General features: G+C 64.4%; 12 protein-coding genes. 8 read left to right on the forward strand and 4 right to left on the reverse strand.

All coding sequences use genetic code 11. The annotated features are described in order from the left end of the window. Positions 1 to 146 precede the first annotated feature (146 nt). Complete coding sequence (locus AC56QQ_RS02055; protein WP_497125368.1) at positions 147 to 2,936, forward strand: autotransporter family protein; 2,790 nt, start codon at positions 147 to 149, stop codon at positions 2,934 to 2,936. 71 nt (positions 2,937 to 3,007) lie between these two features. Here AC56QQ_RS02055 and AC56QQ_RS02060 read toward each other — a convergent pair whose 3' ends face one another. Next, entirely contained in the window at positions 3,008 to 3,631 is a 624-nt protein-coding gene (locus AC56QQ_RS02060) for a LysE family translocator (protein WP_497125369.1), read from the reverse strand. On the opposite strand from AC56QQ_RS02060, the gene AC56QQ_RS02065 reads away from it, so the two are divergent. From AC56QQ_RS02065 to AC56QQ_RS02095, 7 genes are all read left to right on the forward strand, one after another. Next, positions 3,630 to 4,001 carry a hypothetical protein gene (locus AC56QQ_RS02065; RefSeq protein WP_497125370.1) on the forward strand — a complete coding sequence of 124 codons (372 nt, stop codon included), beginning with the start codon at positions 3,630 to 3,632 and terminating at the stop codon, positions 3,999 to 4,001. The genes AC56QQ_RS02060 and AC56QQ_RS02065 overlap by 2 nt on opposite strands. A gap of 146 nt (positions 4,002 to 4,147) precedes the next feature. Next, positions 4,148 to 4,915: a L,D-transpeptidase gene (locus AC56QQ_RS02070; RefSeq protein WP_497125371.1), complete on the forward strand. Its 768-nt coding sequence runs from the start codon at positions 4,148 to 4,150 to the stop codon at positions 4,913 to 4,915. A 187-nt stretch (positions 4,916 to 5,102) separates the two neighbouring features. Then, positions 5,103 to 6,269 (forward strand): diphosphate--fructose-6-phosphate 1-phosphotransferase, encoded by a 1,167-nt coding sequence (locus tag AC56QQ_RS02075; protein WP_497125372.1) that lies wholly within the window; start codon positions 5,103 to 5,105, stop codon positions 6,267 to 6,269. Continuing rightward, complete coding sequence (locus tag AC56QQ_RS02080; RefSeq protein ID WP_497125373.1) at positions 6,269 to 7,000, forward strand: MBL fold metallo-hydrolase; 732 nt, start codon at positions 6,269 to 6,271, stop codon at positions 6,998 to 7,000. Before AC56QQ_RS02075 ends, AC56QQ_RS02080 begins: the two co-directional genes overlap by 1 nt. A 263-nt stretch (positions 7,001 to 7,263) precedes the next feature. Beyond that, a complete protein-coding gene (locus AC56QQ_RS02085; RefSeq protein ID WP_497125374.1) occupies positions 7,264 to 8,784 on the forward strand; it encodes a DegQ family serine endoprotease in 1,521 nt (506 codons plus the stop codon). 153 nt (positions 8,785 to 8,937) lie between these two features. Next, complete coding sequence (locus tag AC56QQ_RS02090; protein WP_497125375.1) at positions 8,938 to 9,549, forward strand: molybdopterin-dependent oxidoreductase; 612 nt, start codon at positions 8,938 to 8,940, stop codon at positions 9,547 to 9,549. Continuing rightward, positions 9,546 to 10,292 carry an FAD-binding oxidoreductase gene (locus AC56QQ_RS02095; protein ID WP_497125376.1) on the forward strand — a complete coding sequence of 249 codons (747 nt, stop codon included), beginning with the start codon at positions 9,546 to 9,548 and terminating at the stop codon, positions 10,290 to 10,292. Before AC56QQ_RS02090 ends, AC56QQ_RS02095 begins: the two co-directional genes overlap by 4 nt. 63 nt (positions 10,293 to 10,355) lie before the next feature. Here AC56QQ_RS02095 and AC56QQ_RS02100 read toward each other — a convergent pair whose 3' ends face one another. From AC56QQ_RS02100 to AC56QQ_RS02110, 3 genes are read right to left on the reverse strand one after another with little or no spacing between them, the layout of a single operon-like run. Next, positions 10,356 to 11,831 carry a nucleotidyltransferase family protein gene (locus AC56QQ_RS02100; protein ID WP_497125377.1) on the reverse strand — a complete coding sequence of 492 codons (1,476 nt, stop codon included), beginning with the start codon at positions 11,829 to 11,831 and terminating at the stop codon, positions 10,356 to 10,358. After that, positions 11,828 to 12,505, reverse strand: coding sequence for a glycosyltransferase family 2 protein (locus AC56QQ_RS02105; RefSeq protein ID WP_497125378.1), 678 nt, complete (start codon positions 12,503 to 12,505; stop codon positions 11,828 to 11,830). Before AC56QQ_RS02105 ends, AC56QQ_RS02100 begins: the two co-directional genes overlap by 4 nt. Further along, the gene (locus tag AC56QQ_RS02110) at positions 12,505 to 13,257 is read right to left on the reverse strand and encodes a glycosyltransferase family 2 protein (protein WP_497125379.1); all 753 of its coding nucleotides are present in this window, start codon (positions 13,255 to 13,257) and stop codon (positions 12,505 to 12,507) included. The genes AC56QQ_RS02105 and AC56QQ_RS02110 overlap by 1 nt, the downstream gene beginning before the upstream one ends. Positions 13,258 to 13,289 lie beyond the last annotated feature (32 nt).

The raw sequence follows: 13,289 nt of genomic DNA on the forward strand, positions 1-13,289 counted from the left end.
AAGTGTGTGTTGCGCTGGTCTAGTCCAGTAGTTTTCGTAGTTCATCAACCATGGGGTGCAGATTAGGCTTTGTAAAATCGGACAGATTGTGGCTTCATTGCGGCGCGGGTAAGGGGCTTGAAAATCGCGATCTGAGAGGGGACGCGATGTGGCTCTTTGAAATAGAGCTTCCGAGCAGCCGTTCGGAAGAGACGGGTGAAATGATTGCTTTGTTGCGGCAAAGGCCGCGTCAAATCCATCCGTGGTTTATTAGTTTTCTTGCAACTACAGCACTTGCGTTGCTGCCCAATTCCGCGGCCTTCGCGGCATGCGTGCTGGTTCCGTCTCCTGGAAATGACACCTTCACTTGCGATAGTGGCGATTCAGGCGGCAACCTCACCGATACAGGCGGCGACAACACGCTGAATTTTCCCGCTGGCGGCACCGGGCAGGTGAGCGGCAATGTCACCTTCGGCGTCGGCACCGATCGCATCAACATGCAGTCCGGCACCATCACCGGCACTGTCGATCAGGGCGGCGGCACGGACTTCTTCACTATCGGCGCCGGCACTGTCGCGGGCAATGTCCAGCAGGGCGCCGGCATCGACGACTTCAACATGAGCGGTGGTCAGATCGGTTCGCTCAACCAGGGCGACGGCCTGGATACGTTCACCATGACGGGCGGTCGCATCGTCGATTTCTTCGATGATGGCGATCGCGCCGTGATGACCGGTGGCCGCATCGGCCGCGTCAACATGAAGCTCGACAAGAACTATTTCAACATGTCCGCCGGCACCATCGACCGCAACCTCGTTACCGGCTTTGACGAGGACACGATCATCCTTTCGGGCGGCACGATCGGCGGCAACATCAGCGTCAGCGGCGGCAACGACAGCGTGACGATTACCGGCGGCACGGTCGGCGGCGACGTGCTGATGAGCTTTGGCGCCGACAATTTCGTCTGGAACGGCGGCGGCATCATATACGGCGCCGTCGACCTCGGCGGTGATAACGATACCGCCAAGCTCAGCAACCTCACCAATGCCAATCTCGGCGCAGTCGACGCGCTTAACGGCGGCCTTGGCGCCGACACGCTGACCTTCGACAACGTCAAGCTGGAGGGGATCGCCAGGGTCCAGAACTGGGAGACGATCAACGCCACCAACGACACCCAACTGATGTTGGATGGCAACCTCGTGCTCGGCGACAGCGGCACGGGCACCGGATCGCTCAGTGTCGATCAGGCGAGCACGCTCTACGGCGGCGGCTTCAATGCCTCGATCCTGGCCTTTACGGCGGGCCAGCTGGCGCAGGTCACCAATGCCGGGCGCATCGATCTGACCAATGGCGGCACCGGCGCCAGCGACCGGCTGACGATTTCCGGAAACTATACCGGGCTCGGCGGCCTGCTGCTCATCCAGACCGAACTTGGCGATGATTCGTCCGCTTCCGACAGGCTGGTCCTGTCGGGGGGAACGGCCTCCGGCTCGACCGGCATCGGGGTGGTCAATGTCGGCGGCGCAGGCGCCGAGACCACGGCGGACGGCATCATGGTCATCCAGGCGATCAACGGTGCCACATCCAGCGCCAACGCCTTTGCTCTCGACGCGCCGGTCGCGGCAGGCGCCTTCGAATATTATCTGTTCAAGGGCGGCGTCAGCCCCGGCAGCGGGGAGAACTGGTATCTGCGCTCGACGCTGATAACGCCGACGTCGCCGGCGGCGGCGCCGGCGCCGCTGGAGCCCGCCCCGCAGCCGGAACCGGTGCCGCCCGCGGTCGAGCCGCCGCCCCCGCCGCCATCCGAGCTGCCGCCGACGCCGCCGCCAACCGAGGGCGACATCAACAACCCGCCGGTCGACCCGACACCGCCGGTGCAAGCCAGCGACCCGGAGCCCGAGCCGCCGCCTCCGCCGCCGCCGGCACCGGCCGCGGATCCGCCACCGCCGCCACCGGTGGTGCCGACGGTGGTGCCCGACCTGCCGACACCGGCCGCGGGTGAGGAAATCCTGCTCTATCGTATCGAGGTACCGGTCTACTCGGCCTTGCCGCCAGTGGCCGAACATCTGGTGATGACGACGCTCGGCACCTTCCATGAACGGCGCGGTGAGCAGAGCCTGTTGTCGAACACGGAATTGTCACCGGTCTGGGGCCGCATCTTCGGCCAGGACACCAAGATGGCCTGGTCGGGAACGGTGTCGCCGTCCTTCGACGGCACTCTGTTCGGCTTCCAGGGCGGCTTCGACGTGTTCGGCCGGGAAACTAGCTCCGGTTCGGTCGATCGCGCCGGCCTGTTCATCGCCTATGCCAGCATGAATGGCGACGTGCGCGGCCAGGCGCTGGGGCAGGACAATCTGTCCGTCGGTGGTATCGACTTGAGCGGCACCAGCGTTGGCGGCTACTGGACCCGTATCGGCCAGGGCGGCTGGTACCTAGACGGCGTGGTCATGGCCACCTTCTTCTGCGGCAACGCCACGTCGTCGCGCGACATCGGCATCGACATCGGTGGAACCGGCATCACCGCTTCGCTTGAGAGCGGCTATCCCATTAGCCTATCGCAAGCCTGGACACTCGAACCGCAGGCGCAACTGGTCTGGCACCATCTGTCGCTCGACGATACCTCGGACCGCTTCTCGTCGGTTTCCTTCGATTCCCACGACAGTGTCACCGGCCGGCTGGGGGCGCGGCTGCAGGGCGAGACCACGATCAACGGCATGGCGCTGCAGCCTTACCTGAAGGCCAACATCTGGCACGATTTCGGCGGCACCGAGCGTGTCAGCTTCGACACGACGGACATCTCGACCGAAGGCAGGTCGACCTCGTTGGAGTTCGGCGGCGGTGTCGTCGCCAAGGTAACCGACAAGGTCAGCATCTTCGCCACCGGCGACTACACCACCAATCTCGGCGGCGACAAGCGCCGCATTCTCGAGGGCAATCTCGGTTTGAGCGTCAAATGGTGAGGCATGTGAACCCGCAGCACCGCGCGTCCTTCAGGGCTCGCGGTGCTGTAACGTTCTGAATTTGCTCTGCCTCAATTGCCTGAACGCATCGCCACCGTGGCGATGCCGGCGCCGACCAGCAGCGTGCCGCCGGTGCGGTTGAAGATGCGGATCGCCTTGGGGTTGCGCACGACATTGCGCGCCCTCGCCGCGATCAGCGCATAGCCGAAGGCATTGGCGAAGGCGAGTGCCAGGAAGGTCGTCTCGAAGATCAGCATCTGTGTCCAGAAATAGGCGTGCCGGTCGAGGAACTGCGGCAGGAAGGCGACGAAGAAGGTGATGCTTTTCGGGTTGAGCGCCGTGACCAGCCAGGCATGCGCCATCATCCTGGCCGAGGACACAACGTCGGTGCGCGGTTCTGCTTTCAGTGCGCCGCCGGCCCGGAACAGTTTCACGCCGAGATAGATCAGATAGCCGGCGCCGATCAGCTTCAGGATCGTGAAGACGGTCGCCGAGGCCGCCAGCAGCGCGCCGATGCCCAGCATCGACAGCGTCATCGCGGTGAAGTCGCCCAGTGCCACGCCGGCCGCCATCGGCAATGCGGTGCGCCAGCCCTGGCCCAGCGCATAGGACACGACCAGCAGGATGGTCGGGCCCGGAATGACAAGGAGGATCGTCGACGCGGCGGCAAAGGCGGCCCAGTTTTCGAAGGACATGCTCGTCTCCCTTGAGCTCAAGGAAGAGGATAAATCCTTGTGTCTGGGAGAATGTAAAGAGGTTGGTTTTTTGTTTTTACGCAATTCCGGACGGAAAACCGCGATGCACTTTTCCTGGAATTGCTACGACATCAATTTTTCGAGCGGCAGATCGGCGTCAGTTCGCGCCGCTCAGCGTGCCCGCAATATCGGCCAGGCTGACATTGGCACCAAGAACCATCGCGGCCGCGGCAATGGCAGCGGCAAAAAGCTTGATGTCGGTTTAAGGTCTTGCACATGGATACCCCTCGCTGATCGCCTGAGGGTGGGAAAGGCGAGCGCCGGGAATATGACCCAGCCGAGGTCTTTTTGTGCGGTAGCCCCCGGATGAACTGCCGGATGAGATGGCCAAAGACTACCAGGCCATGCGCAAACGCAGGCGATGCAAGGTCTTCACGCTTTATCAACCATGAATGACGAAAATGCCTGCTATCCGGCCGGATCGTGCTTCCCGCCGACAGCGTAGGGTTTGGGTATATGCGTGAGTTGCCGCTAGGTCTGACGCCGCCGCGAAACGGCGACGCAATCGAAACCGATCATCACCTTTCCCGCCGTGCTGTTCTGTCTGGGGCAGGGGCGCTGGTTTTGCTCAGCGCTGCCGGCTGCTCGACCTCGGGCGGCGGCCTGCCGATGCTGGAACTGGATGATGTCACCACCGGCTCGGTGCGACCGATCCGGCCAAGCATCAGTGTCGACAAGAATGTCACCAGCCCGGACGTGATGTACGCTTCCATGACGGATGGCGGCTTTAACCTGCCGGAAGTGCCTTATCTCAAGGTCAAGCCGGAATTTCGCCGGCAGATCGTCGTCGACACGACGGGCGAAGCGCCCGGCACCATCGTCGTCCATCTGCAGGAGCGCTTGCTCTATCTCGTCCAGCCAGGTGGCGACGCCATCCGCTACGGCGTCGGCATCGGCAAGGACGGCTTCCGCTGGTCCGGTCGCGCCAACATCCAGTACGGCAGGGAGTGGCCGACCTGGACGCCACCGCCGGAAATGATCGCCCGCAAGCCGGAACTGGTGAAGTGGCAGGCCGGGCAACCCGGTGGCCTCACCAACCCGCTTGGCGCCCGTGCCCTCTACATCTATCAGGACGGCAAGGACACCGGCTACCGCATCCACGGCTCGCCCGAGTGGTGGAGCATCGGCCAGGCCATGTCGTCGGGCTGCGTGCGCCTGATCAACCAGGACATCATCGATCTCTACAGCCGTGTCTCCAAGAAAAACCCGGTCGTTGTCGTCTGATCCTGCCGGCCGCCCGCGCGGCCGCCTCGTCTCTCTGTTTGAGCCCGATCTCTCGTGAAAGCCGGTTGCCAGCCTCGGGTCGGGCCCGAGGGCAGGCTTTTCGGGACCATGCTCTGGTTCTCCCGTTGCGCGATAGCGAAAGACAGGCGAATGTGCCTGCGCATTCACCGCTCGGGAGACGTCAGGAATGGCCGGAACTTTTGTTATCGCGCAGGGCGGCGGTCCGACCGCCGTCATCAACCAGACCGTTGTCGGGGCGACGCTGGAGATCCGCAAGCGGCATCCCGGCGCCAAGGTCCTGGGCTCGATCCACGGTGTGCGCGGCATCCGTGACGGCAATTATGTCGACCTCTCCGCCATTCCCGAGGACCGGTTGCGGCTGATTGCCGGCACCCCCAGTGCCGCCCTTGGCTCGACGCGCGACAAGCCGGACGCGGCCTATTGCGACGTCATCCTCAACGGATTGAAGAAGGCCGGTGCGGACGCCTTCATCTATATCGGCGGCAACGACACGTCGGGCACGCAGCAAATCCTGACCGATGCCGCCGGCGGCAAGATCGCCTTTGTCCATGCGCCGAAAACCATCGACAATGATCTCGAGGAGAACGACCACACGCCGGGCTTCATTTCGGCGGCCGAGTTTGTCGCTGGCGCCTTCCTGTCCGTCGATCTCGATTTTCGCGCTCTGCCCGGCATCTATGTCGGCATCGTCATGGGCCGGCATGCCGGCTTCCTCACCGCGGCGGCCGCGGCCTGGCAACTCGACCAGGACAGCGGGCCGCATCTTGTCTATGTGCCCGAGCGTCCGTTCTCGGCCGCCGGCTTCATCGACGACGTGCGCGCCGCGCTCGACCGCCACAAGCGCTGCATCGTCGCCGTGTCGGAAGGTGTCAGCACGGCCGACGGCAAGGCGCTGGTCGAAAGCCTGGTGCCGCCGGACAAGCTGGAACGCGACGCGCATGGCAACGTCAAGCTGTCGGGCAGCGACCTGCCGGCGGCGCTCGAGCGCGCGCTGGCCGAGGGCCTGCCGGGCAAGCGGGCCCGCGTCGACGCGCTCGGCTATATGCCGCGTGGCTATGTCGGCGCCATCAGCGCGGTCGACGCGCAGGAAGCCTTCGACGCCGGCGCTTTCGCCGTCACCGTCGCCGAACAGGGCGGCGGCTCGGTGGCGCTGCAATATGACGGCAGCAAAACGGTGCTGAAGAAGGTGCCGTTGAAGAACGTTGCCGGCAAGACCCGCCACATGCCGGACGATTTCATGCAGCCCGATGTCAATCAGCTGTCCGAGGCAGGCATGGCCTACCTCAAGCGGCTGGTGCCGGAAAAATACAAGATCGGGAAGCCGTTCGTCTGATGCTGGGCTCAGACCCCGACTGGTTCAGCAAGAGCATCGTCGACGACAAGACGACGATGCTGACCGAGCCGTTCGTGCATGCCTATGTACGCGCCAACATCTGGCACCTGCGCGGCCGCGACGCCGACCTTCTGGTCGATACCGGCATGGGCATCTGCCCGCTGACGCCGGAGATCGAGACGCAGCAGGGCAAGCCGCTTCTGGTCGTCGCCACGCACATCCATCTCGACCATGTAGGCTCGCTGCACGAATTCCCGTGGCGGGCCGGGCCAAGGATGAGTGCGGCGCAGTTCGAGAGCATGGATGAGGCTGCGACCTACGCCTACATGTTCCACGATCTCGAAGGTGCCGTTTCGAAACTGCCGGCAGCGGGTTGGAGAGCCGCCGATTACAAGATTCCGTCCGCGCCCTTGACGCGGACCCTTGACGAGGGCGACGTGGTCGACCTCGGCGACCGCCAGTTCCGCGTGCTGCACCTGCCCGGGCATTCGCCGGATTCGATCGCGCTGTACGACGAGGCCGACGGTCTGTTCTTCAGCGGCGACGCCATCTACGACGACAGGCTGATCGACGACCTGCCGGATTCCGACCGCACTGCCTATCGCCACACGATGCAGCGCCTGCTCGACCTGCCGATCCGCATCGGCCATGGCGGTCACGGACCAAGCTTCGATGGCAAGCGCATGCGTGAGATTGCCACGGCCTATCTGCAGCGAACCGGCGGGATCTGATGCCTCGCGGGGCCGAAAAGTCGGGCCTGACCTGTCGCTTGACGACTTTGTGACAGGCCGCTTGCTGGAGATTAAATCTTCGTAAGGTCGCCCGAAAACCCTAAATCGGGCCAATCAGCGTCCTAGATGCAGGGTTGTCGATCCGGTCGGCTGCCATGCTAGGCGAGACGGGCAATGCGACCCTCGACACGCCGGATGACCGGGTTTCCCCGCATGGGGAAGAGGCCACGGCGCTGGATCAACTCTCGCCCGGACAAACGACCATGTCAGATATCCTTCGCAGGCATCGCGTCGCGGCCTTGCTGGGCGCTGCGCTGATCATATCCCCCTTCGTCGTGTCTTTCGCCCAAAGTGCGGGCAACACCGTTCCGACAACCCAGACACCCGTCGCCGGCATTACCGCGCCCAACGGCTCGTTCGCTCCCATCGTGGCAGCCGACAAGCCGGCGGTGGTGACGATTACCACCGTCATGAAAGCATCGCCGGCAAGTGGCGATGACAGCACACCTCTCGGCAACTCGCCGTTCGACGACTATTTCCGCCAGTTCTTCGGTGACCAGGGCATGCCGGCCCCACGCACACCGCCGCAGCAGCAGGCGCCACGCGCGGAGGCGCTCGGCTCCGGCTTCATCGTCGCCGCCGACGGCACCATCGTCACCAACAATCACGTCGTCGATGGCGCCTCTTCGATCAAGGTGACGCTCGACGACGGCACTGAACTTCCCGCCAAGCTCGTCGGCAGCGACGCCAAGAATGATCTCGCCGTGCTGAAGATCAAGGCCGGCAAGCCGTTGCCGACGGTCAAATGGGGTGACTCCGACAAGTTGATGACCGGCGACCAGGTGCTGGCCATCGGCAATCCGTTCGGCATCGGCACAACGGTGACCGCAGGCATCGTTTCGGCACGCGGCCGCGATCTGCACAGCGGACCGTTTGATGATTTCATCCAGATCGACGCTCCGATCAACCATGGCAATTCCGGCGGCCCGCTGGTGGATGTGAACGGCAATGTCGTCGGCATCAACGCGGCGATCTATTCGCCCAATGGCGGCAGTGTCGGCGTCGGCTTCGCCATTCCATCCGACCAGGCCCAGAAGGTGGTTGCCAAGCTGGAGAAGGGCGGGTCGATCCAGTACGGCTATCTCGGTGTCGAAATCCAGCCGGTTACCCCGGATGTGGCGAGCGCCGTCGGCCTCGACCATCCTGGCGGGGCACTGGTTTCGCAGGTCAATGACGGCTCGCCGGCCGCCAGGGCCGGCGTCGAGACCGGCGACGTCATCACCGGCTTTGCCGGGCAGGACGTCAAGGATCCCAAGGACCTGTCGCGGGCCGTCGCCGACGTCGCACCCGGCGCCGGGGAGCCACTCGACGTCTGGCGCAAGGGCAAGGCGGTGCGGATCTCCGTCGATGTCGGCCAAAACAGCGATGATGTGAAGACCGCGTCGGTGACCGACGGCTCCGGTGCGCCCGGGCAAGGCAATCGGGCTCCCGCGATCGGCCTCGGCCTGATGGACATCACGCCCGACATTCGCCAGCAGCTGAACCTCTCCGACAACCAGCACGGCGCGGTTGTTGCCAGCGTCAGTCCCGACAAGGCGGCCGCGGCGTCGGGTATCGAGCCCGGCGACGTCATCGTTGCCGTCAATCAGGTGCCGGTGAAGAACGCCAGGCAGGTCACCCAGGCGATTGCCCAGGCCGGCAAGTCCGGCAGGAAATCGGTGCTGTTGCTGGTGGAGCGCGACGGTGGCCAGATTTATGTCGCGGTGCCGTTTGCCAATGGCTGACATGGGGCGCTGAACTGGGCGCGGGAACGGCAGGGCTCGTCGGACCAACGACGAACCCTCCGCCCGTGCGTCAAGATTTCGGTTGCCCGCCACGGTATCTTCGAGAACATTGTGCAGGGCTGACAGATGGCCTGACACAGAGGGATTGCCGCAATGGTCACCCGAGGTTTTCTTTCTGGGCGGCGCCCACCGACCGACGGCGATGCGCGCATCCCGCCCGGGCAATATCTCGAGCAGGGATTTCCGGTCCTGTCGGCTGGTCCGACGCCGCGCGTGCGCACCGAGGACTGGTCGTTCACGCTGAAGCATGGGCCGCGGCCGATCAGGAAATGGAATTGGGCCGAGTTCAACGCGCTGCCTTTGACCAAGATGACGAGAGACATCCATTGCGTGACCGCGTGGACCAAGTTCGACACGCCGTGGCAGGGCGTGCTGGTCGACGATATCCTTGCCGATGCCGGCTTGGAGCCGCCGACCGATTTCACGCTGGCACATGCGTTCGACGGCTACACTACCAATGTGCCGGTAAAGGACCTGACCGCTGGCAAGGCGATGGTGGCGCTGCTTTACGAGGGCAAGCCGATCGCCCCGGACCATGGCGGTCCGGCGCGGCTGCTCGTTCCGCATCTCTATTTCTGGAAGTCGGCCAAATGGTTGAACGGCTTGCAGTTCACGACGCGTGACGAGCCCGGCTTCTGGGAATTGCGCGGCTATCACATCTATGGCGACCCCTGGCGCGAACAGCGCTATACGGACGACCCATGAGCGAAGCGCTGGCGGTCCAGTCGCCCTGGCAGACAGCCGGGATCGTCCGCATCGAAAAGCGCACGCCGCGTGTCACCAGCTTCTTCTTCCGGCTGTCGCGGCCCTTCGCCTATCGAGCCGGGCAGCATGTCGATGTCAGGCTGACGGCGCCGGATGGTTATCAGGCGCGCCGCTCCTATTCCATCGCCTCCGCGCCCAGGACGGACGGGACGATCGAGCTGGCGATCGAGAAACTCGATGATGGCGAGGTCTCGCCCTTCTTCCATGAGGTGGCCGCAGTTGGCGACGAGGTCGAACTGCGTGGGCCGCTGGGCGGGCATTTCGTCTGGCCCAATGACGACGGTGGGCCGCTTCTGCTGGTCGGCGGCGGCTCGGGCGTCGTGCCGTTGATGTCGATGGTTCGCCATCGCGCCGCCCGAAAATCGACGGTGCCCGTCGTCCTGGTCTTTTCGGCGCGGGTCTGGGACGAAGTGATCTTTCGTGACGAGCTGATCGGCCTCGACGACCGCGAGGATGGCTTCGGCCTGGTGCTGACCCTGACGCGCGAAGCCGCGCGCCGGCCAGCCGACTATTCGCGACGGGTGGACGTCGCGATGATGGTGCAAGCCATGGCCCGGCTGCCCGAGCCGCCGAGGATCGCTTTCGTCTGCGGCTCCAACGCCTTCGTTTCGGCTGCCGCCCAGGCGCTGATCGACGCCGGCGTGGCGGCGGAAATCATTCGCACCGAACGCTACGGGGTCTGAACGAGGGTCGCCTGGGAGGTTGCGCCTGTCGTTTTCGACGCGTGCGTCTCGTCCCCGCCGGTCTCAGCCAACCGGCGAGAATTCTGCCGACAGCAATTGGAAAGGCAGTGCGCCATAGACGGCGACGGCGGCCGCGTCATTCCATTCGCGAAACTGCCGCGACGGCCGCGCCTCCAGCGTCAAGGCCTGTCCTGAGCCGTCCAGCCTCACCTTGCCGCGAAAATGCAGCACCCTTTCCTTGCCGGATCGGCTGATGACCATGGCACGCAGGCGAGCAACATGGTCGTCACCGGCATTGATCTCCATTTCAATGCGGCGCCGGACCGGTGGGACACTGATTCTGACGGCGATGTCGAGCATCATGTCCCCCGTCGTTCGCGGACAGGGGATGGCCTGTGAAAACACCAATGGCGACGCCGCGTCTGGTGGCCTGCGCCCAGCCGACCTGCCGCGCCAGGCCTTGGCCGGCGGCTCCTGTTGCAACCGGCCGCTCTTTCGCTGCAGCCGCAATTGCTTGGCAAGGCCACGCGACAGCCAGACCAGCCTGCCGAAATCAGTTCGCGGCTTGGCCTGCAGCACGGCTGACCAGCGCGAAAGGCCAGCGCGGTCGGCCATCTCCAGCACGCGCGCCAGCACCTCATCCGGCACCGCCACGCCGATACCCAGCGCAAGGTAGGAGAGCGCCACCGCGGCGGCAACGGCAAGGCCGCGCCCGGTGACAATATCGAGGAACACGTCCCAGTCGACATTGCCGTCTCGGATAGCCACGGCGCAATCGACCAGCCAGTCGCTGTGCGTGTGGGCATCAAGCCCGCCATGCGCGATGGCCAGCGCGATGCGGTCGGCAGGCGACGGCACCAGCACGCTGACGCCGCTGAACACGCCGGCCGCGGCCCTGCGCCAGATAGCAAGGTCGTCTTCGTTGCTTTGCTGCGAACCATCATAGGCGAGCTGGTGCAGGTCGATGTCGCCGAAACTGCCCTTGAAGAAATTCATAGAACGCAGCGACGCCAGTCTTGTCCGCAGATATTGCGGGCTAACACCCGAGGCGATCTGCCAGTCGCGGTCGCGCAGCACGTCGAAGGCCGTCTGCATGTCCTGCGGCCGTACCAATATGTCGATGTCGTGCGCCACGCGGCCACGCTGCGCCGACGCGTTCAAGGCGATGCGGCTGGCGCCCTTGATCAGCATCACCATGCATCCGGCATCAGCCATCGCCTGGAGCGCCGGTTCGGCCTCGCGCATGGCCATGCGCGACTTGGTCCACAGCATCTTCTGCAGGCCTACGAGGCGCGGATAAGCGGAATGGCCGGCGAGCTTCCTGCCGAACCTGTCGGAGATGGCAGCAAGCAGCCGGTGCTCCCGGAAGGCGACAAGGTCGATGTCGTTCTCGTCCAGCCAGCGCGCTGCGCAGGCAGCGGCGGCGTCCTCGTCGGAAAGAAGCGCCGCCTTGAGCAGCTGGTCGAGCCCACCGGTCGGCCAGGACCAGCCATAGTCCGGAAAGCGGCGGCCGATGCGGCGAACTGCCTTGGCCTTCAACGGGGGCGAGCCTTGTTCTGGGCCCGCCGCTGCATGGCGAGCCTTGCCACCTGGAGATAGCCGCGGTCGCGTGCCGGATCGCGCCCATAGGAGAGACTGCCGGGCCTGATGCGGCGCAGCGCCAGCGCCTCGTCCAGCATATCGAGGACGAAACCGGCTTCACGCGCGCGGGCGATCCAGTCGATCATTTCGCCACGGCCGCCCGGCGGATCGACGATTGGTCCGACGGTCTGGGCCACCGCGCGTCGGATCATCATGGTGGTCCGCGACCAGCCAGGCAGGGCCGCGGCCTCGGGCGCGTCGGGCTGGTCGTTGCGGAAATTACGCCAATGACAGAAAACCCCGGATGTCGCGGGAGATCCCTCGAGATGCGCGAGTTGCCTTTCGATCTTGTCCGGCAGCCACAGATCGTCCGCATCGAGCGTCGCGATGAGTGGCGTCGACAGCGCCGCAATGCCCCGGGTCGTGGCGCTGCCGGGCCCGGCATTGTCCTGGTGCAACAGCTTGACCGGCAGGTTCATCGCCTTGATCACCGCGACCGTGTCGTCGGTCGAGCCGTCGTCGACGACGATGATGGTCTCGGGCTTGACCGACTGGGCCACGACCGATCGCAGGGTTTCAGCGATGGTGCCGGCTGCATTGAAGGCTGGGATGACGACGCCGTATCCGCTCATCACATGAAATGCCAGTCAGCGAGAGGCCTGAGATCGAAGATGCCCTCGATTCGACGCCGGGACGGATCTGCCTTGCGGCGGTTCATCGATTTGTAGATAGCGCGCATGAATTCACGGGACTGGACGTCGGTCTGTCGGGTCATGTTGCCGGGATGGCGTCTGTAGTAGAGGGCCACTGTCTCCGGCATCGCATATCTTGGCCCGCTTTCAAAGGTGCGCAGCAGGTAGTCGGTGTCCTCCGCCTGATGGAAGGCTTCGTCGAAACCACCGATACGTTCGACAAGCCGGCGCGAAAAGATCGCCGCCGACAGATGGATGCCCCGAACCGTGATGCTGTTGCTGTTGGTGGCCGGCTCCAGACGCTCGTCGTCGATCTCGTCGACAAGCATCATTTTTGAATAGGTGAGGTCCAGGTCCGGATCGTTCCGGAAGAGTTCGATATCGGCCTCGAAGCGTCCCGCGGGGGAAATGTCGTCCGAATCGAGAAAGGACACCAGGTCCGTGTCCGGCTCGAGCAGCCCGAGTCCGGTATTGCGCGTCCGGGTCACACCCAGGTTGGGCTGCTGGAACAGGCGGATGCAGGGGTTTTCATCCATCACCGAGCGCACGACTTCGGCAGATCCGTCTGTCGAGCCATCATCGATGACGATGATGTCGAGATCGGCTGCATTGCGTTGTCTCAACAGCGAGCGCAGGGCCGCGCCGACAAAGGCCTCGCGGTTGTAGACGGGCATGATCACGCTCAGCCTCATTGATGGCTCCACGACTGTTCCGGGCTTGGCTG

It is taken from the genome of Mesorhizobium sp. RCAM 05099 (genome assembly GCF_059683685.1).